The 21,743-nt window shown below is 62.6% G+C and carries 13 protein-coding genes and 2 tRNA genes; 9 read left to right on the forward strand and 6 right to left on the reverse strand.

What is annotated here, in order from left to right:
- Positions 1–18: 18 nt before the first annotated feature.
- Entirely contained in the window at positions 19–2,070 is a 2,052-nt protein-coding gene (locus tag HMPREF3087_RS08960; RefSeq protein ID WP_070428858.1) for an FAD/NAD(P)-binding protein, read from the reverse strand.
- Positions 2,063–4,234: an LCP family protein gene (locus tag HMPREF3087_RS08965; RefSeq protein ID WP_070428859.1), complete on the reverse strand. Its 2,172-nt coding sequence runs from the start codon at positions 4,232–4,234 to the stop codon at positions 2,063–2,065. Before HMPREF3087_RS08965 ends, HMPREF3087_RS08960 begins: the two co-directional genes overlap by 8 nt.
- Before the next feature lie 238 nt (positions 4,235–4,472).
- Here HMPREF3087_RS08965 and HMPREF3087_RS08970 point away from each other — a divergent pair.
- From HMPREF3087_RS08970 to HMPREF3087_RS08980, 3 genes are all read left to right on the forward strand, one after another.
- Positions 4,473–4,564, forward strand: a tRNA-Ser gene (locus HMPREF3087_RS08970).
- Between the two features lie 130 nt (positions 4,565–4,694).
- Entirely contained in the window at positions 4,695–5,765 is a 1,071-nt protein-coding gene (locus tag HMPREF3087_RS08975; protein WP_083272126.1) for an alpha/beta hydrolase fold domain-containing protein, read from the forward strand.
- Between the two features lie 43 nt (positions 5,766–5,808).
- A complete protein-coding gene (locus tag HMPREF3087_RS08980; protein ID WP_070428860.1) occupies positions 5,809–6,123 on the forward strand; it encodes a helix-turn-helix domain-containing protein in 315 nt (104 codons plus the stop codon).
- A 78-nt stretch (positions 6,124–6,201) separates the two neighbouring features.
- On the opposite strand, the gene HMPREF3087_RS08985 is transcribed toward HMPREF3087_RS08980, so the two are convergent.
- Together HMPREF3087_RS08985 and HMPREF3087_RS08990 are read right to left on the reverse strand one after the other, a co-directional pair.
- Complete coding sequence (locus tag HMPREF3087_RS08985; protein ID WP_070428861.1) at positions 6,202–7,308, reverse strand: baeRF3 domain-containing protein; 1,107 nt, start codon at positions 7,306–7,308, stop codon at positions 6,202–6,204.
- A 219-nt stretch (positions 7,309–7,527) separates the two neighbouring features.
- Positions 7,528–9,360 (reverse strand): phosphoenolpyruvate carboxykinase (GTP), encoded by a 1,833-nt coding sequence (locus tag HMPREF3087_RS08990; RefSeq protein WP_070428862.1) that lies wholly within the window; start codon positions 9,358–9,360, stop codon positions 7,528–7,530.
- Between the two features lie 268 nt (positions 9,361–9,628).
- Here HMPREF3087_RS08990 and HMPREF3087_RS08995 point away from each other — a divergent pair.
- Positions 9,629–9,701: transfer RNA gene (locus HMPREF3087_RS08995), tRNA-Arg, on the forward strand.
- 174 nt (positions 9,702–9,875) lie between these two features.
- Here HMPREF3087_RS08995 and HMPREF3087_RS09000 read toward each other — a convergent pair.
- Complete coding sequence (locus HMPREF3087_RS09000) at positions 9,876–12,857, reverse strand: ExeM/NucH family extracellular endonuclease (RefSeq protein ID WP_070428863.1); 2,982 nt, start codon at positions 12,855–12,857, stop codon at positions 9,876–9,878.
- A 146-nt stretch (positions 12,858–13,003) separates the two neighbouring features.
- Here HMPREF3087_RS09000 and HMPREF3087_RS09005 point away from each other — a divergent pair, with 146 nt between their 5' ends.
- The gene (locus tag HMPREF3087_RS09005; RefSeq protein WP_070428864.1) at positions 13,004–13,612 is read left to right on the forward strand and encodes a nicotinamidase; all 609 of its coding nucleotides are present in this window, start codon (positions 13,004–13,006) and stop codon (positions 13,610–13,612) included.
- Between the two features lie 123 nt (positions 13,613–13,735).
- Entirely contained in the window at positions 13,736–15,772 is a 2,037-nt protein-coding gene (locus tag HMPREF3087_RS09010; RefSeq protein WP_070428865.1) for an acetoacetate--CoA ligase, read from the forward strand.
- A 138-nt stretch (positions 15,773–15,910) separates the two neighbouring features.
- Here HMPREF3087_RS09010 and HMPREF3087_RS09015 read toward each other — a convergent pair whose 3' ends face one another.
- The gene (locus HMPREF3087_RS09015; protein ID WP_141738919.1) at positions 15,911–17,359 is read right to left on the reverse strand and encodes a hypothetical protein; all 1,449 of its coding nucleotides are present in this window, start codon (positions 17,357–17,359) and stop codon (positions 15,911–15,913) included.
- 198 nt (positions 17,360–17,557) lie between these two features.
- On the opposite strand from HMPREF3087_RS09015, the gene HMPREF3087_RS09020 reads away from it, so the two are divergent.
- The 3 genes from HMPREF3087_RS09020 to HMPREF3087_RS09030 all read left to right on the forward strand — a co-directional run bounded on the left by HMPREF3087_RS09020 (position 17,558) and on the right by HMPREF3087_RS09030 (position 21,735).
- Positions 17,558–19,045, forward strand: coding sequence for a malate:quinone oxidoreductase (locus HMPREF3087_RS09020; RefSeq protein ID WP_070428867.1), 1,488 nt, complete (start codon positions 17,558–17,560; stop codon positions 19,043–19,045).
- Positions 19,046–19,231: 186 nt separating this feature from the next.
- The gene (locus HMPREF3087_RS09025) at positions 19,232–20,551 is read left to right on the forward strand and encodes a PrsW family intramembrane metalloprotease (protein ID WP_083272127.1); all 1,320 of its coding nucleotides are present in this window, start codon (positions 19,232–19,234) and stop codon (positions 20,549–20,551) included.
- Positions 20,551–21,735, forward strand: coding sequence for a MarP family serine protease (locus tag HMPREF3087_RS09030; protein ID WP_070428869.1), 1,185 nt, complete (start codon positions 20,551–20,553; stop codon positions 21,733–21,735). The genes HMPREF3087_RS09025 and HMPREF3087_RS09030 overlap by 1 nt, the downstream gene beginning before the upstream one ends.
- Positions 21,736–21,743: the final 8 nt, after the last annotated feature.

Genomic DNA, 21,743 nt, shown 5'->3' on the forward strand with positions numbered 1-21,743 from the left:
CTTTTTGTTGTCGGCAGGTCAGGTGAGGTCGTCGATGATCGCCTGGGCGATCGTGTTGGCATCGATGAGGCTCTGGGCCTTTGCATTGGGGTTGGCGGCGATCGCCAGGCCCAGCTGTACGGCTGACAGCTGGATGGAGAACGCGAAGCGGCGCGGATGAACTGTGCCGTCTGCGGTGACGGTGCGGTACGCGGGACCGTCAACGTCCAGCCCCGTCAGGGGCATGTCGACACCCGCCGCGGTTGTGATGACGGCCGGCCGCACTTGGCCGCGGTCCAGCATTGAGTTCATGAGCTCGTCATCGGCAAAGCGGACGTTGTTGCCGGGTGTCGAAGCATCCACCAGGGCGGTTGCTCGGATCGCCCTGTCCGCGATGGGACTGGTGGCAACGAAATGGCCGCGCCCGGGACCACTGACGGTTTTGATTTGCACGTCAGGGCCGATAAAATCAACAAGACCAGCCTCAGTCAGCGCAATGAGCTCAGCAAAGCGCTGCGGGGGCGGGCCGTCGCAGATGCCGGACACAAAGCCCTCAAACCAGCCGCGAACCTCCGATGTGAAGCTCACCGGATCCAGCAGATCGTCGATGACGACAGTCTTCAACAGGTTGCGCGCAGCCCACAGGGCGGCGAAAACAGCCTTGCCGGGAGACCCCTCAGGGCCGGCCTGTGCCGCAGCGAGGTCACGGCGCAGGAACTGCAGCATCCATTCGCGCAGATCAGTATCAGGGTCAGCGAATTCAACATCGTCCATGGGGCGCAGCAGCCGGTGCAGGTCAAGTGCAAAGCCGGGATCAGCAAGCACCCTTCGTTCGACAGAAACCCAATTGGGGGAGGCCTGCGTCAAGTGCCCCGCGGGAGAGCCGCCCGAGGGCCGCTCACGGCCGTCAGGTGCGTGTTGACTGCGGTGTGGGCCAACAGTTGCTGTGGCCGACCGTTCTGCTGCGGCAGCGGCTGTCGCAGCAGATGCCGCTTTTCCGCCCTTTTCAGTGCGGCCTGCGCGAACCCCGATGTGTTCGGTGACGGCGTGGGTCAGTGCATCGTGCATGTGAAGCGGATCGGCGCTGAAAGCCTCGGGGTGCACGCGGTAGAGCGTGCGATACCAGGCCGAGCGGATATCAGCCAGGATCAGCGGCCACAGGTGGTCGTTGAAGCTCAGCTTCTGGCCTTCAGCCGCCTGGGCGTCTGCAAGAGTGCGAATGTTCTCCGGAGTGAAATAGCGCAGCTCCCACGCTGACAGCGGGTGCGCTTCCGTGATCGGCTTGCACCGGTAGGGGACACCGCGGCGCGAAGAAGGCACGAGGATCGGCTCGAGCCCGCTGGGATGGTACTTGAGGGTGCCGTCCTCGTTCTGTGTGAACGTGCCGCCGCGGCCGGTGGTAAGCAGATCCTGCAGGTCGAAATAGTTCAGACCGAACCCCCGGAAGATCACCGGCTCGCCAGGCTTGAGGTGGTTGAGGGGCGTTTCGGCCGGAAGGCACGGCGGCAGGTACTCAACACCCGGTTCCCGGCTGAGCTCAGCATAGGAGCGGCGCTCATCCGTCAGACGCGCCTCAATGTGGCCCAAGCACAGCACGGTGAAGTCAACCGCCAGACGGGTGCCGTCGGACAGGCGCAGAACCTGCTGGCCGTCCGTGCCGTCCGGTTCGGCGATGTCCGTGACGCGCGCCTGATGCTCTATGACGTCCGCGGTCTGTGTTTCTTCCGCCCGGGCGACGATTCGCCGGTAGGAATCGCGCAGATACCGGCCGTACTCAACACGGCTGGGGAAATACGAGTCCGGACTGCGCGGATCCGTCGACCATTCGGCCATCGACGGCCCCTGATCCGGATTCGGCACACCACAGGATTCGTCTGCGAACACCGTCTGTTCGGCAGCCGTTGTGTTCATCAGCAGCGACGGACTCTGATCCGTCCGCCACACCCGACCCGCGCCCGGCGGGAACGGATCGATCACATGAATGCGCAGCCGGGGCGGCACCTCGTCCGTCCCAGCAGACGACAGCGCAACCAGGCGCTCCAGAACAGTCAGGCCCCGCGGGCCCATGCCGATGATCGCAATATCAGCCATCGGCACCGGTCCCAGCGTTCGCACCTCCGCGCAGCTTGTCGTTGTGCGGGTAGCCCGGCCAGGGGTCGCCCGGCTTGTAGCCGTGCGGGTAGCACTTGCCGTCATCGGTTTCCATGCCGATGCCGGGCTCTGTGGTCTCGGTTTCCTGCTGCGGTTCCTCTGATGGCGAGGTGGAGTCTTCGGGCGTGCTGTCTGTGTTCTCTGAGCCGCCCGTGCTGCCGTCGGTCGGGGCCTTGCCGGCCTTCTTCTTGCCGTCTTCCGAGGAGGTCTGCTTCTTCACCCATTCGCGCAGGTCGTCATAGTCAGGGTGGAGGGTGTTGACGACATCGTTGGTGATCTGGGCGGACTTCACTTCGGTATCGCGCATGACCATGGCGAGGTCGGCGAATGCGCTGAGGTCCGACAGCGGGATGTCGGTGCGGATGTTGTCAGATGCACTCGCAGCCAGCTGGGGGTACTTCAGCGCCATTTCCTGCGGGCTGAGCTGTTCAAGAGCGGCCTTGAGGAAACGCTGCTGACGGCACATGCGGTCGTAGTTGTCTGCCCCGTCACGGCTGCGGGTGTACCAGAGTGCTTTCTTGCCTTCGAGGCGCTGCGGGCCCGGGTCGATCCAGTCGAAGATCTGGTTCTTCGCACCGGTGTGCTGGTTGGTGCCACCGCCCATCGGGATGGGGCGTTCAACGTCGAGTTCGACACCGCCCATGGTGGTGATGAGGTCGGTGAAGCCCTGCATGTTGACGGCAGTCCAGTAGTCGGTATTGAGCCCCAGGGAGGCTTCAACCGCCTGGATGGTGGCGAACATGCCCGGTTCGAGACCGTGGGTGTCGCCGACGGCTTCGGGCGAGTTCTCAGCCCAGTCCCACACCGCGTTGATGAGGTCCTCCGTGGGATTACCGGTGGGACGGAAGCCGTTGGGGAACGTTTCAGCGAGCTTCGAGCCTTCCGGGAATTCGGGGAAGGCCAGGTTGCGCGGGACCGAAATCAGGGTTGTCTGTCCGCTGCGCGTGTCGATGCTGGCCACGAGCATGGTATCGGGGCGCACGCCTTGGCGGTTGTCGGCGCTGTCCTGGCCGATGAGGAACACGTTGATGCGCTCCTTGTCAGCCCACAGGTCTTCGCGTTTGAGCACCTTGGCGCCTTCTTTGCCGAACACCTTTGACAGAGTGGTGGCGGTGACATTGGCGTATGCGGCGCCGACACTCAGCGGAATGCCGACGATCACAATGAGGCTGACCACAAGCACCCAGCTGAGCACCTTCTGCGGCTTGGGCAGGCGGAAGCCGCGTTTGGACACCGCGAAGGACCGCAGAATCACAAGGACCCAGATGACGAGTCCTATGAGGAGCACAATCGATGCGAACCGCAGGATCTTCGGGCTGGACACCACGCGGCTGGCAAAAGCCGTCGGACCGTAGATGAGTGCCGTGATGACGATGGCCGCGATGCCCAGGAAGAAGCCGCACAGCAGAATCCATCCGGCAATCGACTTGCGGTTGCGGCGGACGATCGCCAGACCCGGCAGCATCGTTCCCAGCGTCGTCCACATGACAATCGACGGAAAGCCGTCACCACCGCGCTGACCGTGACGCGGCTGAGCGTTGTCGTTTTCGTCAAAGTCTCGGTGCGCGGTGTGCGGTGGGGCAGCGGTCGAGGTGGCGGGGGTTCCCGAGGCGGCTGCGGCGGGGGTGGTGCCGGCTGTCGGAGCGGCGGGTGCTGGAGTGGCGGCTGCTGGCACTCCAGCTGCGGCGGGAGCGGTTGCCGCGGTGGCCGCTGCTGATCGGGTGGGCGATGCTTCCTGAGATTCCGCGGGCGAGGCGGTGGGCGCGTCAGCCGGTGCGGTTTCTTCTGCTTGTGCTGCGCGCTGCTGCTCTTCGCGTTCACGCTGTTCGCGCAGCTCGCGGCGTGACGGGAAGGGTTCGCTCAGATTGCGCGCGCTGTGATGTTCAGAAGCCGGGGTGGGGCGGACAGTCTCCGGCGACGCCGGTTCTGCGCTATGTGTTCCAGTGGGCTTGTCACCGCGGAAATTAGGGCGAGAGGAGGCACGAAGGACCCTGCGAGGAGGAAGATTTTCCCAGCGTCCGTGCTGGGTGGTGCCTGCACCGTCCGGCTTGTCTGCGCTGCCAGCGGAGCCAGAGTCGCCTGTGGTGTCGTGGGAATCGGTCACCGTGTCGTCTCCTCTATTCATCAGCCGTGCCGCTGACAAGAGCGGCGCGGTGAGCATATGTTCCTCGGCTGAACAGCAAGTGTACCGAGCCGACCGCCAACACAGGTCACATGTGACGTTCAGGTGAGCTCCACCTCGGCGGCGGAACCGGCAGAGCACACCTAGCGGCGTAAGCTGCGGCGAGGGAACGGGGGTGCTTTTGCTCCCGCGGCGCTTGGACTGTAACCTGTATCTGCCTGGAGTTGTGGCTGAGCGGTCGAAAGCGTCACCCTGCTAAGGTGAAGTCCTCGCGTTTGGGGACCGAGGGTTCAAATCCCTCCAACTCCGCCAAACGGTGATGACCCCTGAGAACCTTGAGTTTTCGGGGGTCTTTCCCATTGTGGGCGGGGTCTTCGGACTTCGCTGTGTGCGAAGCCCGTGGTTCTATAGGACGTAGTTAGATGAGTGAGGCGATTGCCCCATGGCCGACGAACAGACCTTTGAGTCCATCCCCGCGCATATTCGCCGTGCGATGACGCCCGAACAGGCCGCCGTGGTCCGACACCAGCTTGCGCGCACCCCTTTCGCATTCGTGGGTGCAAGCGGTGGCCAGATCGAAGCAATGCGCGCCGACTACAACGACGAACGCGCATTCTGGAACGAAGGCGGCCCGCAGATGGTCCGCACCGACAACATGACGCTGCCCCTGGCCGGAGCCTCGGTCCCCGTGCGCATCCACCGCCCCGTGGATGCTGAAACCCTGCCGGCGATCATCTTCGTTCACGGCGGCGGCTTCACCGTGGGCAACCTTGATACCCACGACCGGATTCAGCGCGTGCTGGCGGCCGAATCCGGGGCGGCGGTCATTGCGGTGGACTACTCACTGACCCCAGAAGCGGTCTTCCCACAGGCGATGCACGAAGTTGCCGGTGCCGCCGCCTACTTCGCGGCCCGCGGCTCCGAACACGGCATCGACCCCAAACGCCTTGCCTTCGCCGGAGACTCCGCCGGGGCGAACCTGGCACTGACAGCAACCCTTCTTCTGCGCGATGAACCCCACGTTGCTGCCGAAGCGGCCGGCCTCGACGCTGACCCGAGTGCCGGGCAGCCAGGAGGGGACAGCGCTTTCGAATCGACTCGCTCACTCCTGCTGTACTACGGCACCTACGGGCTGCGGGACTCCGCCACCATGCGTCTGTACGGCGGCTGGTGGGACGGCCTGAGCTGTGCCGACCTCGAAGTGATGCTCGAAGCCCACTACCGCGGCGCTCAGTACGTTGCCAATCCCTACGTTGACCCGCTGACGGCCGACTACTCCAAACCCGTACCGCCCATGTTCATCGTCGGGGCCGAGCTCGACCCCCTGGCCGATGATTCGCGAGCCCTGAACAAGGTTCTGGGAACATTCGGCCGCGAAAGGGAGTTCCACTTAGAGGAAGGTGCACTGCATTCCTTCCTCCATTTCGGCAGGATGATGGAAGCTTCGCGCGATGTGCTGGCGTGGGGAGCCGAATATGCGGCCGCCCGCTTCGACGACAGCTCACAGATGTGAGTTCCGCGCACGGAGCACACAATGTCCAAGGAGGGACAGACACATGAGCCAGACCATGATCATCGACGGATACCTTGCCCGTGCTGCCCGCGCACTCGTACAGCTCTCAGCGACCGCTGTTGCCGAACGCGCCGGCTGCACCCGCAAACAGCTCAAAGCATTTGAAAAGGGACAGTGGGACCTCACTGTCGCACAGCAGACCGATCTGCGTCGCGCCCTCGAACACTACGGGGCGATCTTCATCCCCGACGACAGCCAGGGCGGCTACGGTGTGCGCCTGAAGTTCAACCGCACCAAGATCCCACTGATTGAGACCTGGGAGGGCGAAGGCGGTATGCCCGCCGACGACGACGTCTGATCGTCCCCACCCCACAACACGAGGTGGAGCTGCAGAGATCCGCAGCTCCACCTCGTGCGTTAGGGCCAGGTGAGCAGGTCAGTAGCGGAAAGTGGCAACAGCCTCCGACGATTCCGGGAACTCGGCAACCGTGCGGACCGTGCCCTTGTTCGCGACAGTTGCGAGAATCGCCCGGCTGGCAGGCCCGTAGGCGTTCGTCGCGGCCAAACGCTGAATGTCACGCGGAGTGAACAGCGTGTCGACCCGGCCTTCGGCAGCAGCCTGCACAATCTCACCCAGGTCATAGGAGCCCTTGCCCGACGCAATGAGCGAACGAGCATGCTCGACAACAGAGGCCTCGTCAGCCTGCATCTTGTCGTTGAGAACCTCCCACGCCTTCGAGCGAAGCTGCTCGGGCTTCGTCTGCTCAGGGTTGCCCGGGATGGCGACATCCTGGATGTTCGGGTAGGGGCACAGGCTCTTGAACGGGCTCAGGTACTCCTGCACGGAAGCCAGAACCAGCGGCTGCGAACGCGCAGTGCCAAGCTCAGCCGCAACACCTTCACCCACGCGGCGAAGGAAGTTCTCCCGCAGGTGATCCTCAGTGTCACCGCCGCCGCCAGTGCCGTAGAAGCCCGTGCGCTCGCCACCTGCGGAACGGTACTGCAGGTTGTGCTCCGGAAGCTCCGTGACCGTGGCGTCAAAGTTCTCAGGAATCGAGCCCAGCGGCAGCTGCTCGATGTGGTTGCGGCTGGCATCGAACAGGCGCACGGAGTTCTTGGCCAACGCCAGAACGTATACACGGCCGGCCTGTTCGAACATCGGTGCGAGGGGAACCACATTGAAGTGGTCGTCAACCGTGCGCAGGGCCGGAACCTCAAGCGGAATGCGGATGATCCGGTAGAAGCCGTCGGCAGCGAAAACCGCCAGGCCACGGCTCATGTGCAGCCAGAAACCAGGGTCATCGAGGGCCTTCTGGACGGGTTGGACAATCGCCGCAGCTTCGCTCGCGCTGAGACCCGCACTTTCAAGGTCCGCTTTCGCGCCGCCAAGCTGATCGCGCATAAGCCCGGCCGCAAGCTTGTCCTGGCCGCCGGAGACCTTCGTGGGAATGTAGATCGAAACCTTGCTGCCCGAAGCCTGATCTGCGCTGATCAGAGAATCGAATTCGAGCTGGTCGATGGTGCCTTGAGGGTTGTCAGTCATTGAAGATTCCTCTCCGCAGTTGGGTGACACCGAAGTGTCATCTCTTCCCACCACGGTAGCGGCCGGTGCGCGGTGTGAAAAGGGGAATTTCACCAGGAGAAAAGGGCAGTTCCACCAGGAGAAACAGAACGAGCGGCCGACCTCGGTTCTGGCTCGTGAACCTGAGGCCGGACGCTCGCCGGTCTGTTAAGTCAGCCGATGCTTCCGCTCGAGCTGGGGTCAGGCGAGACCCAGGCGCTGGCGCAGCTTGTCGACTTCGCCGCGCAGCTCAGCCGGGACGTGGTCGCCGAGTTCCTCATACCACTCTTCGATCGACTTGACCTCTTCAGCCCACTCTTCGGGCTTAATGGCCAGGGCCTTCTGCAGCTGTTCCGGAGTGACGTCGAGTCCGTCAACGTCCAGGGCACCCTCGGCGGGAGCCTTGCCCAGCGGGGTGTCAACAGCTTCGGCGGTGCCGGCAACACGTTCGAACACCCACTTGAGAACACGCGAGTTCTCAGAGAATCCGGGCCACAGGAACGAATTGTCGTCGTCACGGCGGAACCAGTTGACGTAGAAGATCTTCGGCAGCTTGGCGCCTTCGGTCTTGCCGATGTTCAGCCAGTGCTGGAAGTAGTCGCCGACGTTGTAGCCGATGAACGGGCGCATAGCCATGGGGTCGCGGCGCACAACGCCGACCTTGCCTTCAGCGGCGGCGGTCTGTTCGGAGGACAGGACCGAGCCCATGAACACACCGTGCTGCCAGTCGTGCGTTTCGGTCACCAGCGGCATCGTGGTCTTGCGACGACCGCCGAACAGGATTGCCGAAATCGGGACGCCGTTGGGGTCCTGCCATTCCGGAGCTGCGGTGGGCACGTTGGCAATCGGGGTGCAGAAGCGCGAGTTCGGGTGGGCTGCCGGGGTCGAGGACTCCGGAGTCCAGTCGTTGCCCTTCCAGTCGGTCAGGTGGGCCGGGGCTTCGTCGGTCTTGCCTTCCCACCACACGGTGTTGTCATCGGTGAGGGCAACGTTGGTGAAGATGTTGCCGCCAGCGTCGATTGCTGCCATTGCGGTCGGGTTGGTCGAGTAGCCGGTGCCGGGAGCAACGCCGAACAGGCCGTATTCGGGGTTGACCGCGTAGAGCTGACCGTCGTCGCCGAAGCGCATCCAGGCGATGTCATCGCCGAGGGTCTCAGCCTTCCAGCCGGGGACGGTCGGCGTGATCATTGCGAGGTTCGTCTTACCGCAGGCCGACGGGAATGCGGCCGCGATGTACTTGGATTCGCCTTCGGGGTTGGTCAGCTTGATGATGAGCATGTGCTCGGCCAGCCAGCCTTCGTCGCGGGCAATGGCCGAAGCAATGCGCAGCGAGTAGCACTTCTTGCCCAGCAGAGCGTTGCCGCCGTAGCCGGATCCGTAGGACCAGATGGAGCGGTCTTCTGGGAAGTGGGTGATGTACTTGGTCTCGCTGCACGGCCAAGCGACGTCTTCTTCGCCCGGTTCGAGCGGGGCACCCACCGAGTGCATGCATTCGACGAACTTGCCGTCGTTCTTGTCGATAGCCTCAAGGACTTCGTTTGAGACGCGGGCCATGATCTGCATGGACAGAACAACGTAGGGCGAGTCGGTGATCTCGATGCCGAACTGCGGGTGCTTGGCGTCAATGTGTCCCATTGCGAAGGGGATGACGTACATGGTGCGACCGCGCATAGCGCCGGTGAACAGCTCGTTGAGCGTGGCGCGCATTTCCTGCGGGTCCATCCAGTTGTTCAGCGGGCCGGCGTCTTCTTCTTTTTCAGAGTTGATGAAGGTGCGCGATTCAACGCGTGCGACGTCGGCGGGGTCGGACTTCGCGTAGTACGAGTTAGCCGGTTCGGAAAGTTTGACGAGAGTGCCGGCTTCGACCAGCTGGTCGGTGATTGCCTGACGCTGTTCTTCGTCTCCGGTGATCCACTCGATGCGGTCCGGGGTGGTGAGCTCGGCAGCGCGCTTGACGAATTCGAGGATCTTCTCGTTCTTCGTGGGTGCGCCTGCGAGCAGGTCTTCGACTGAGCCACGGTCGATGACGGTCATGCTTAACTCCAAGCTTTCGGTGTTCTTGAGACAAGCCCACCGTAGGAACGCAGAATGTACGCTGGAGAGGAAAACGGGCCACTGAACATGTGTGTTGGCTCACAAGATGGTTCCGTGTGGCGTGATTCTGAAATTCTTGTGGCTGTTGCTTGCATAAACATGACGTGTTTTTGCAGGGGCTGTTTTTATGGTTGTGGGCAGCCTCACGCGACGTGCTTTTGGGTTTCCCGCAAACCCTGTGTATAGTTGTTCAGGTCCGCACGGATGTGCGCCACTAGCTCAACGGATAGAGCATCTGACTACGGATCAGAAGGTTGGGGGTTCGAATCCCTCGTGGCGCGCAAATGAAAATCTCGGGATATCGTTCACTCGATGTCCCGAGATTTTTTGTTTGCCTGCTGATGTTGGCTTCCAGGTTCAGAGGTCCTAAACGGCCAAGGGGTGGTTCTCCGTTGTGCGGAGAACCACCCCTGCGTTGTTTGCTGAGCCGGTGGTTGTCAGCTCAGCTCTTCAGTTCAGCGGCGAGCGTGTGCGCGCTTACGGCTTGCAAACACTGCAGCAGCTCCAGCCGCCAGCAGTGCTAGGCCTGCGCTGAGGGCAGTAAGCTCTGCACCTGTGCGCGGCAGGCCCTTTCCGCTGCCCGAAGCCGAAGTGCTGCCGGAGCCACTCGCTGTGGATCCGTGGGAATCCGAACCGCCTGCGCCTGGCTGGCTTTCGCCTTCATCAGAGCCCTCGTTGCCAGCGGCCACGTCGTCCGATGTATCCTCGTCAGATTCCTGACCCGGTGCCTGGTCGTCGTTGTCACCGGGTTCCTGGCCTGCATTGTCACCGGGCTGTTCGCCCGGTTGCTGACCTTCGTCATCGCCAGGCTCCTGGCCGTCGTTGTCACCGGGTTCCTGACCCTCGCCATCACCAGGCTGCTGGCCGTCGTCGCCCGGCTGCTGACCTTCGTCATCGCCAGGTTCCTGGCCGTCGTTGTCACCGGGTTCTTCTGCCGGCGCACCTGTGCTGATGCCCACGATGCTCGGATTGTGGTCAGACGAACGGAACTCGTCGGGCTGGTAGAAGTTGGTCACGTTGTAGTTGTGGCGGCTGTACTCCAGCGCGACTGATTCGACCGAGTTGATCTCCCATGTGGCAGCACCGGTCACAGCGCCTGCGGCCGCAGCCGGAGCAGCCGAGCGAGCCTGTGCCGCCGGGCCCATGGCTTCCTTCGAAGCGAGCACGTGGTCGAGGCTTCCGGTCAGCCCGCCAAACAGGTAGGTGGGTGCGGCGCTGAAGTGATCGCCGACGTTGGTGTATCCGTCATCGTAGAAGACCTGCATCGGGTCTTCCTTGGTGTACGAGTTCAGGTCACCCAGAATGAACACGCGGTTGGTGCCCATGGCCTTCTTCTGCGCGTCAGCAAAGTCAACGACAGCCTTCGCCTGCTTTACGCGGTCAGCATTCGAGTTGCCCTGGCCGTCGCCTGAGTCTTCATTGCCCGGGCCCTTGCCGGAGCCCTTGGACTTGAAGTGGTTCATAACGGCAATGAACTCGGAAGCCTCGGGGTTGTCCACGTCGACGGCCTGGAACTTCTGCGCCAGGGGCGCGCGAGCGTTGTGGAACGCCGGGTCATCGAGGATGACTGAATCGCCTGCGGGCTTCGCTTCAGCCTTCTGGTAGATGTAAGCGGTGCGGATGACGTCGTCACCGGTCTCCGGGATCGACTTCGGGGAGGGGACAAAAGCCCAGCGGTCTTCGCCTGCCGCGGCATTCAGTGCCTCAACCAGGTTTTCCAGAGCCCAGTCGCGGTCCTTGCCGAACTTGTCGGAGCTTTCAATCTCTTCCAATGCGACAACTGAAGCGTCGAGCTTGTTGATGGCCGTGACGATCTTTGCCTGCTGACGCTTGAAGTTCTCTTCGTTGTACGCGCCACGCGGCGTGCAGTAGTTCGATCCGACTGGGTTGCCTTCACGGTCGGTGTAGGCCTTGCATCCTTTTTCTGTGTCGCCGGTGGTGGGGAAGTAGTTGAGCACGTTGAAGCTGGCCAGCGTCATGTCACCGCCGACACCCGGTACGTCTGCGCGGGTGTTTTCAAACTCAGCGGGGGTCAGCTCATTGTTGTCCGGCAGGAACCCCGTGGGCTGCAGGCGGTACTTGTCGTGGCCATAGCCGACAACGGTGGGCTTGGTGAACGTGATCTTGGCGCCTACGCGCACCGGCTTGTCGTTGCTCAGGTACGGCAGCGGGGTGTCCTTCGCAGTCTTGAAGAAGTCCGCGGTGCCGCCGTCATCGAGGACATAGGCCTTTTTCTTGTTTTCGGCGTCGACCTTCTTGGCTTCTTCTGATCCAGGGCGCGCCACATCCGTGGGCTGGCGCAGGGTTTCAGTTCCGTTGGCCAGGCCGACTTCACCGTAGGTGTTGGTCGAGTAGTTGTCGGTGACCGTGATGTCGCCGGTGGGCTGAACAAGCATGCCTTCGAGGGCCTCACGCTTGGCAGGGTCTTCCGGGAATGCGCCTTCGTACGGCTTCGGGGCCACCGCTGCTTCGTCGAGCTTCTTCAGTCCCTCACCGCCAACGCTGATCTGGGTCTGTCCGTAGTACTCGCTGACACTGCCGGTCACTTCGACGTTGTCACCGGTCTTGACCTGCTTCACGGTGTCCTTCGAGTAGACGAAGATCCCGTGCGAGCCCTCTGCGAAGTCGTGGTTGTCTCCGCCGGTGCCTTCGGTCTGAATGTAGTAGCCGTTCAGTCCGCCGGTCGGGTAAGCGGCCGTCACAACACCGGTGGTGGTGACGGTCTTGCCCTTATACGGGCTTTCGTCACCGGTGCCCTGGATGGTGTTGATCGGCAGGAGGTTGGCCGGGTTCTCCGGGTCCGAGGGGTCTGTTGGGCCAGGTGTGCCGGGCTCATCTGGGTTGGGGTTGTCAGGTGCGTCGCACGTGCTGGGGTCGGGCGCCGTTCCGGGGGTGGGCTTACCGGACTCCCACTCTGAGCAGTTGAGCTGGATCGACTGGTCCTTGCCGGAAGCCTTTGCTCCAGTGGGCTCTGCCTGCTGACCGCGCACCGAGGCAGGCAGCTTGTCGCTGTTGGACGCCGTGACGCCCTTTCCGCCGACAACACCGCCGATCTGCTTGAAGTCGACGAGGTTTCCATCGGCGCTGACCACGAAAACGGAAGCTCCGTAGGAACCATCAGCGGCGGCGCCGCTTTTGACAGAGTTCGTCAGCGGAAGTTCGACAACGTGAACACCGGATTCACCGACAACCGTGCCCTGGGGCAGGGCGACGACCGATTCGTCGCTGTTGAGAGCGCCACCTCGAGTGACAGAACCGACGATCCAGCCGGACAGATCCGTACCAGCGGGGGCGACGATCTCAACGAAGTCGGCATCGTTCGACGGGTAGGAGATTTCAGAGATATGAGCATCGGCGGGAGCGGCCCAAACGGGAACTGCGGAGCCGAATGCGAGACCGACGGCGGCAGTGCCGGCGAGCAGAGCATGGCGCTTCATATGAGTCCTAATGAGAGGTGTGAGCACACGAAAGTGCAGACTGACCCAACAAGGCTAAAAGACTCAGCATTCTCTTAGGCAACGAGAAAGTGAACTCTGCCAAGGAACGCAGAAGAGACCTGAACCACATTCCGTAGACTGTGGTCATGACAACTGCACTCATCATCGTTGATGTTCAGAATGACTTCTGTGAAGGCGGTTCTCTCGGTGTTGACGGGGGACTGGCAGCAGCCGAAGCGATTGCCGACTACGTGGAAGAGGGGCCTGACGACTTCGTTGTGACCACGCAGGATTGGCACATCGATCCCGGCACGCACTTTTCTTCCGAACCGAACTTCACAACCACCTGGCCCGTGCACTGTGCGGCAGACACCGAGGGTGCGCAGTTCACACCGGCCCTCAAACCGGTGCTTGAAGCAGTTGATGCCCAGTTCCTCAAGGGGCAGTACTCAGATGGCTACTCCGGTTTTGACGGTGTAGAGGCAGACGGCGAATTAGAACTTGCCGAATGGCTGCGGGAACGCGGTGTGACACACGTGAGCGTCTGCGGCATCGCCACCGACTACTGCGTGCGCGCAACAGCACTGAGCGCATTGGACGAAGGCTTCGAAGTTCGAGTGCTCGAAGACCTGTGCGCGGGTGTCGCTGCAGATACCAGCCGCAAAGCGCTCGCAGAACTCGCCGACAACGGCGTCACGGTTCAGCGCACCGACGGAAAGGCCGCCGCCTACGACATCGGGGACACCGAGGACTGAGACTCACCAGATCTGGGCGCTTCGTTCTGGGCTGGTCAGCCCGACCGGCCCAAAACGAGGCGCACAGAAACATTTCGCACACCGCAGCACACAGCGCAATGAAGCGCGGCAGAAAGGACATCTATGGCACTTGCGGAGAACTTTGAACAGGCGGAACCCGGTGACGTTCTGTGGACGCCCTCACCGGAGCGGATTGCGGCATCGAAAATACGGGAGTTCCAGGAGTGGCTGGCTGAAACACGGAGTGTGCCGGTGGGCGACTTCGCGTCGCTGCACGCCTGGTCAGTCGAGAACCTGGGCGACTTCTGGGACGCGGTGTGGGAGTTCTTCGACATCATCGGCGACCGTGCAGACGGTCCGGCGGTCACCGGCACCATGCCAGATGCCCGTTGGTACGCGGGATCCCAGATCAACTACGCCGAAAACATGCTGCGCCGGGCTGACAGCGCACCGGATGACGAGGCGCTCATCGGCTTGGACGAAGATCTGAACCGGCGAGCTCTGACCTGGGCTGAGCTCGCGGGGCAGGTCGGTGCGCTCGCCGAATGGCTGCGGTCATCAGGGGTGGGCGAAGGCGATGTAGTCGGTGCCGTGCTGCCGAACATTCCCCAGACGGTTGTCGGCCTGCTGGCCAGTGCATCCGTGGGGGCTATTTGGTCGGTTGTCGGGGCGGAGTTCGGTTCTGCGGGCGTGCTGGACCGCTTCCAGCAGCTTGAACCGAAGGTGCTGCTGACCGTTGACGGCTACAAGTTCAATGGCAAGCAGATTGATCTGCGTGCTTCTGCGGCGTCGCTAGTCGAACAGATGCCCAGCATCAAGGCGCACGTACTGGTCGACAATCTGGGCGACCGCCTGCCCGAAGCTGACGCTGCCGAGGTGGGTGTGCCGAGCGCTGTCTTCTCTGACATTGTTGCTCAGCTGCAGAAACCGGAATTCACTCGCGTGGAGTTCTCACACCCCCTGTGGGTTGTTTTTTCGTCCGGCACGACGGGCAAGCCGAAGGGCATTGTGCACGGTCACGGCGGCATTGTTCTAGAAGCGGCGAAGAGTGTTCTGCACAGCGAACTTGAGCCGGGGTACGTGACCTACACGGCTGTCTCGCCCACGTGGATCATGTGGAACATCCTGGTCAACGGCCTTGGTGCCGGTGCGGCGATCGTCGTCTACGACGGTTCCCCGGTGGCCGGTTCGGCTTCGCGCCACTTTGAGATCGTCAGCCGGGAAAAGGCGAACCATTTCGCGACGGGTGCCGCGGTTCTGCAGATGATGGAGAAGGCCGGCGCGAAGCCGCGCGCCGAATACGATCTGTCATCCCTGCGGACAATCCTGTCGACCGGTTCACCGCTGCCGGGTTCAACGTGGAAGTGGGCGTACGAGTTCGTGGCCCCCAATATCCGTGTGGGCTCGGATTCCGGTGGAACCGATATCTGCACCGCGTTCATCGGTTCGAACCCGCTGGACCCAGTTGTGTTGGGTCAGCTGCAGGGGCCGTACCTGGGCGTTGCCGCCGATGCTTTTGACGCCCACGGAAATTCTGTTGTGGATGAGCTCGCCGAGTTCGTGGTGACCGAGTCGATGCCGTCAATGCCGGTGAAGTTCTGGAACGACCCTGACGGCAGCCGGTACAGGGACGCCTATTTCGATGTGTACCCCGGCGTGTGGCGCCACGGCGACTGGGTGACGCGCTCCGCCGATGATCGCTGGGTCATCCACGGTCGTTCGGATTCGACCATCAACCGCGGCGGCATCCGCATGGGCTCTTCGGACATCACGAATGCAGTCAACCGGGTTGAGGGCGTGCAGGCGTCCATGGTGATCGGCGCCGAGCTCGGCGATGGTGACTACTACCTCCCGCTGTTCGTTGTGACCTCACCGGGAACGGAACTTGATGAGCAGCTGCGCTCCCAGATTGTGCAGACGATCCGCTCCGAGGTGTCTCCGCGGCACGTACCGGACGAGATCATCGCCGCCCCCGGTGTTCCCATGACCCGCACGGGCAAACTTCTGGAGGTGCCGCTCAAGAAGGTTTTCCAGGGCCAGTCACCGGATGTTGTCAACCGGTCTGCGGCCGCTGACAATGAGGTCCTCGATTGGTATCTGGACTTTGCGAGCCGCTTTGCGCAGGGCGCGGCTGACCAAGAGACAGACAGCAAGGACTGATGTTGGGCATTTGAGGTTCGGCACCGGATCTTCGGTATTGGCCTTAGGCCCCGGGAGGGGGCGGACAGCTGGTGCTGTCCACCCCCTCGTGCTGTCAGTGCAGATTCAGTGTGCGTTCTGCTTTAACGCGCTGTGCAATCAGCTTCGCTTCCGGGTGAAGCCCACCGCTGCCGCGCCGATTCCCAGCAGGACCAGTCCCATTCCGGCGCCAACCCGCCAGTCCGCACCCGTGCGGGGCAGCGTTTCGGCTTGCTTCGGCTCCTGTGGTGTGGGGGTTTCTTCGCCTCCGGCTTCCGGCGTGGACTCGGGCTTCGGTTCCGGCTGTTCCGGTGGGGCCGAGGGAGTCTCTTTCGGCGTTGAGGCTTCTTCCGGTGTGGGTGTGTCAGACGGTGTCGGCTCTTCAGACGGCGTGGGCTCTTTCGGCGGGGGAGTCGGTTCCGGCGGTTCTTCCCAGTAGACGGTTTCTTCCGGGATGCCCCAGTCGGACACCCAGCCGTCTGACCTTTCGCTTTCAAGGATTTCGACGGTCCACGTGGTCCAGCCGGGTTTGCCCTCCACGGCTTCGGTCGTCAGCTGGGCCTTCCCGTCGCCGTCGATGCGCGCCGTGAGTTCTTGTTCGTCGACCAGTGTTCCCTGTGGTTCCGCACTCTGCACGGGCTCGGAGTCCGAATGGTAGGCCCGCGCGATCACGGACAGTGTTGAGTTCGGCGGGGCGCCGGTGATGTTGACGGTGTCTGTGATGCTCCCGTCAGAGGAAACCTCGGCAGTTGTTTCGGCAGTCGGTGCAAAGGGCAGCTGCGTGTTCGCGGTTGCCTTAGCGGTGACTTTCGCGGGAACACCCGTGGTGACGTTCTGAACTCGCTTGCCGTCAGTGGGCTTGTACACCAGAACATCTGTGCTCGGCAGCCCCGCGGCTGTGGCTTCGACAGACACCAGCGCGCCGGGTGGTGCTGAGACAGATACTTCCGTGCCGGCCGGCACCTGCTTGCGGAGATCTTCGCTGCCGCCGGTCATGACAACATCCACCGGCCAGTCCAGCTCCTTCCCCGCAGCCGAGGTCAGTGTCGGAGTGGCGAACACCTTCCCGTCGCGGTGCTTAGGCGCAAGGGTCAGAGTGTACGGGCCTGCGAAGTCTTTGGCGTCCTTGCGCATCTGGGTGAACATGTCCGCGGCTTTTGCGAACTTCTTGCCGAGCTCTTTCGGCGTGCGCACCTTCATGGTGTGTCGGTGGGGCAGTGCCTTGTCGAGTTTGACGAACGCCGACAGAGCCGCCTGCCGGCTGCTGTCCTTCGAGTCCGCGTATTCCGCCAGCAGCCAGGCTGTCTGCGGTGTGCGCACCGATGTTGGCTCAGCCCCCTTGAAGTGCTGTGGCCTGGGTGAGGGAAGCCCCGCATCGAGACAGTAGGACGGTTTGCCGTCGATCGTGAGATAGGCGCCGTAGAAGGTCTTGTGCACCCCTTCTTTGTGCCACAGGCCGGGGCCGTAGAAGTCGTCGTCGGCGGCCGCTGGTCCTGAAACCGCGAACGCCATGATGGCGGTCAGAATGATGAGTGCGCTTGTCTTCAGCGCTGTCAATAGATTTTTCATAGCCACATCAGACACGCGCCGCCGTCGGCTTCTCTACGCCTGAGACAGGCTGTGGACATCGTCGATTTCATCCACAGGCTCAAGCACACAAGTCGGCGGGGTGTTTTCAAGGGCTCGGCCTGCGGTGACCCTGGGAGGCACCGCCGTGTGCACAGGAGTAGAGTTTGAGTGGAGTATCTACTACACAGCCGAACGGGGATGCTGACTTTGAGTATCAAAGAAAACGCTGACGTCGTCCTGATCGGCGGGGGCATCATGAGCGCAACGCTCGGCACCCTGCTGCACGAACTTCAGCCCGACTGGACAATCCGCGTCTACGAGCGCACCGACTATGTCGCACGCGAAAGCTCTGACGCATGGAACAACGCGGGCACCGGCCACGCGGCCCTGTGCGAGCTCAACTACTCGCCGGCCGACAAGAACGGCAACATCGACATCGCCAAGGCCGTCAACATCAACGAACAGTTCCAGGTCTCCCGCCAGTTCTGGAGCTACCTCGTTGACGAAGGCATCGTCGGCGAACCCGGCACCTTCATCAACCAGGTTCCGCACGTGTCCTACGGCCGCGGAGAATCCGGCCGCGACTACATTCGCGCTCGCCGCGAAGCCATGGTTAAGAACCCCCTGTTCAAGGACATGGAGTTCACCGACGACCCCGCCACGCAGGCTGAGTGGCTGCCCCTCATGTTCGAAAACCGCGGCCCGGGACAGGTCAACGGCCTGTCGCGCGTGACCAGCGGAACCGACGTCGACTTCGGTTCGCTCACCCGCCAGATGCTGGCCAACCTCGCCGACAACGGCGTTGAGGTCCGCACCGGCCACGAAGTCACGGACCTCAACCGCAGCGGAAACGGCTGGCGCGTGTCGGTGAAGAACACCGCGGCCGCCGAATCCTTCGACGTCGATGCCAAGTTCGTGTTCATCGGCGCCGGCGGCCACGCACTCCCGCTGCTGCAGAAGACCGGCATTCCGGAAGCCAACGGCTACGGCGGATTTCCCATTTCGGGTCTGTTCCTGCGCAGCTCGAACCCCGAACTGGTGGCACGCCACCACGCCAAGGTGTACGGCCAGGCCGCAACCGGTGCTCCGCCGATGTCGGTCCCGCACCTGGACACCCGCGTCATTTCCGGCAAGGAATACCTGATGTTCGGTCCCTACGCCGGATTCTCGCCGAAGTTCCTCAAGACCGGTTCGTTCCTCGACCTTCCGCTCTCGGTTCGCCCTGGCAACCTCCCGGTCATGCTCAACGTGGCCAAGGACAACTTCGACCTCGTGACCTACCTCATGAGCCAGCTGGCTTCCACGAAGAAGGACCGCTTCGAGGCTCTGGGCGAATTCACTCCAGAAGTCGACCCCAGCCAGTGGGAGCTCATCCACGCCGGTCAGCGCGTCCAGGTCATGAAGAAGGACGCCAACGGCAAGGGCATGCTGGGCTTCGGCACCGAAACCGTTGCGTCGGCTGACGGTTCCGCTGCAGCTCTGCTGGGTGCTTCGCCCGGTGCATCGACCGCCCCATCGATCATGCTCAAGCTGTTCGAACGCTGCTTCCCGCGTCAGTTCGAAGGCTGGAAGCCCAAGCTCGAAAAGATGGTCCCGTCCTTCGGCCGCACGCTGCACGAAGACGAAACGCTGCTCGACGAACTCACCGAGTACACCAACCGGACCCTGCAGATCAACGTCGACTGACATCGACAGAGCTCAAGTCCGCACTGACTGAAGCCCTGCACGCTGAAGCCCCCGCAGCCACTGCGGGGGCTTCAGCGTTTTCCAGCATCAGTCTGCGGGGGCTTCACAGCTGAGATAAGCCATCGTGTCACCGGGGTGTGGAATCATGTATGCGATACGCAACGGAAGCTCACACGAACGGCGACTATGACGCAGCACCCACACAGCAGCTACAGTCAGCAATACCCGCACGGCGGTCCTTCGCGCCCAGCCTGGTACGCGCCATCAGCCGGGCCAATCCAACAGGCCCCATCCGGGCAGCTCACCGGCGCCTCGAGAATTGCCTACCCAACCGTGTCGCGCCCAGACGGCTCGACCGGAGAGCTCGTCCGAATCATCCTCGCGTCCATTGCCATCGGGCTGTTGGGCTTCGGGCTCCTGCTCATCATCCTGTTTCAGTCGCTGACGTTCAATGGCTTGGGCATTCTCATCGTCCTGCTGTCGCTGGTGCCCATGGCGTTCATCTTCCTGGTAGTCCTGTGGTTCAACCGGTGGAAGAAGCGCAACCCCGTGTGGCTGGTTCTGCCGCTGCTGTGGGGTGCAGTCATGGCGATCGTCTTCACCATTGTGGTGCAGACCTTGGGATTCTTGGGTTCGACCCTGGTCATCGGCTTCGACAGCTCACAGAGTCTTTTTGACCTCCTGTACCCAGTGCTCGGAGCCCCGCCCATCGAAGAAGGCGCCAAGGGCATTTTCCTCGCGGTGTTCGCCCTGGCCGCACGCCGACACTTCACGGGTCCTCTCGACGGCTTCATCTACGGTTCGCTGGTCGGTGAGGGATTCGCGTTCACCGAAAATCTGCAGTACCTGTCGGGGTCCTTTGACGAAGGACAATTTGTGGGTCTGGCCATCACCTTCGTACTGCGCGGCATCGTGTCGCCGCTGAGCCACTCGCTGTTCACGGCTGTGGCCGGTGTTGTGATCGGCTTTGCCGCAGCCCGCTGGCAGTGGTGGGCTGCGATTCTGGCGTGGCCGCTGGGATGGTCCGTGGGAACCTTCCTGCACGCCCTCTGGAACTTCATGGCCGGAGCTGTGGGTGGATTGGGAATCCTCGGCCTGCTCATCATCGTCGGACTGGCCTTGGTATACGCCGTCATCTGGTACAGCCTCGCGTTCGTCCTGCGGTGGCTCGAAGTGCGCAAGGACCGCGCCATGCTCGATGAATACAGGCAGGCGGGCTGGCTGACACCGGCCGAGGTCGACACGTTCGGCACGTGGCGAGGCCGCAGTCAGGGCAAGCGGTGGGCGGCCGGCTATCACGGGGGTGCCGACACCTTCAAGAAGATGGTCCGCACGACTATCAATCTGGCCAACGCCCGCCAGCGCATCAACGTCCACGCTGGCGGTGAGGTTGAACGCGAACGTGAAAAGAAGCTGCTCACGGACTTCGCCACGCAGCGCACACAGCTGATGAACAGCGTCAACAGTGCGCACAGCTACCAGGCGCACTATCCCGGCGCATACTGATGATCGACCTGGTGCTGGGGATCATCGCCCTGTCGTCTCTGGCGATGGGGTGGATCCGCGGTCTCAGCCCCACTGTTGGGGCGCTCATCGGGTTTGCGCTCGGACTGCTTATCGGCAGGGGAGTGCTCGCCGGCATGAAACTGGCCGGGGCGAACGAGCTTCTCGATGTGATCGGACCGACCGGCGCTTTTGCCGTTCCCTTTGTGCTGGGTCTTATCGGGGCAGCGATCGGAGCTTCGTGGGGGCGGGTGCTGCGCGATCGCATCCGTTCGGCCGCTGGCAGGCTCGTTGACGCCATCGGCGGCGCCATCAGTGGTGTTGTGGTCTTCTGCCTGCTGGTGTGGGTCAGTGCCGGGTGGGTGCGCACAACATCGCTCATCGAACCTAACCAGTGGGCCGCCGATTCGGTGATTGTGCGCGCCCTCGACGGGGCTGCACCCGTGCCGTCCTCACAGGCACTCGGTGCCTTGGGCGAAGCGCTGCGCTTCAACGGCTTCCCGGATGTTTTCAGCGGACAGAAAGAGCAGATCCGCGAAGTCGACGCACCGAACCCGGAAATGGTGGCCGTCGGCAAAGAAGCGGCCCAGTCGGTTGTGAAGATCACCGCCCAGGCACCCGCGTGCAACTCCGCATCGGAGGGCACTGGTTGGGTGTACTCCGACCGCTATGTGGCTACGAACGCCCACGTTATTGCGGGAGCTCAGCAGATTTCCGTGCAGGTCACCGGCAAGGGGCAGGCTCTGCCCGCACAGGTGGTGGGCTTCAACCCCACGATCGACGTTGCCGTCCTCTATGTCCCCAGCTTGAAAGCCCCGGCTATGCAGCGCGGCGAGGACTTGGCTGTGGGAGCTGACTCCGTTGTCGTGGGCTTCCCGGAACACGGGCCATACACGATTTCACCGTCGAGGGTCCGCGAAAGGGTCGTGGCCGAAGGCAAAGACATCTACGGCGAAAAGAAAGCCATCCGCAAGGTGTATTCGCTGCGCGCTGATGTGCGACCAGGAAACTCGGGAGGCCCTCTGATCGCGGCAAACGGCCGAGTATCGGGCATGGTCTTTGCGAAGTCGCAGAACGACGATGCGACTGGCTATGCGCTCACGCTCAAGGAGATCATGCCGACGCTGAAAGCAGCAGAGGGTACGCGGGGGCTGGTGCCCACCGGCAAGTGCACCGCGAAGAACTGAAACTCCCG

This window comes from Brevibacterium sp. HMSC22B09, assembly GCF_001806795.1.
GTDB lineage: Bacteria > Actinomycetota > Actinomycetes > Actinomycetales > Brevibacteriaceae > Brevibacterium > Brevibacterium ravenspurgense.

Bases quoted from the DNA above. Each gene is read 5' to 3' on its own strand.
- HMPREF3087_RS08960 (WP_070428858.1), bottom strand. From the start codon at position 2,070: ATGGCTGATATTGCGATCATCGGCATGGGCCCGCGGGGCCTGACTGTT.
- HMPREF3087_RS08975 (WP_083272126.1), top strand. From the start codon at position 4,695: ATGGCCGACGAACAGACCTTTGAGTCCATCCCCGCGCATATTCGCCGT.
- HMPREF3087_RS08980 (WP_070428860.1), top strand. From the start codon at position 5,809: ATGAGCCAGACCATGATCATCGACGGATACCTTGCCCGTGCTGCCCGC.
- HMPREF3087_RS08985 (WP_070428861.1), bottom strand. From the start codon at position 7,308: ATGACTGACAACCCTCAAGGCACCATCGACCAGCTCGAATTCGATTCT.
- HMPREF3087_RS08990 (WP_070428862.1), bottom strand. From the start codon at position 9,360: ATGACCGTCATCGACCGTGGCTCAGTCGAAGACCTGCTCGCAGGCGCA.
- HMPREF3087_RS09000 (WP_070428863.1), bottom strand. From the start codon at position 12,857: ATGAAGCGCCATGCTCTGCTCGCCGGCACTGCCGCCGTCGGTCTCGCA.
- HMPREF3087_RS09005 (WP_070428864.1), top strand. From the start codon at position 13,004: ATGACAACTGCACTCATCATCGTTGATGTTCAGAATGACTTCTGTGAA.
- HMPREF3087_RS09010 (WP_070428865.1), top strand. From the start codon at position 13,736: ATGGCACTTGCGGAGAACTTTGAACAGGCGGAACCCGGTGACGTTCTG.
- HMPREF3087_RS09015 (WP_141738919.1), bottom strand. From the start codon at position 17,359: ATGAAAAATCTATTGACAGCGCTGAAGACAAGCGCACTCATCATTCTG.
- HMPREF3087_RS09020 (WP_070428867.1), top strand. From the start codon at position 17,558: ATGCTGACTTTGAGTATCAAAGAAAACGCTGACGTCGTCCTGATCGGC.
- HMPREF3087_RS09025 (WP_083272127.1), top strand. From the start codon at position 19,232: ATGACGCAGCACCCACACAGCAGCTACAGTCAGCAATACCCGCACGGC.
- HMPREF3087_RS09030 (WP_070428869.1), top strand. From the start codon at position 20,551: ATGATCGACCTGGTGCTGGGGATCATCGCCCTGTCGTCTCTGGCGATG.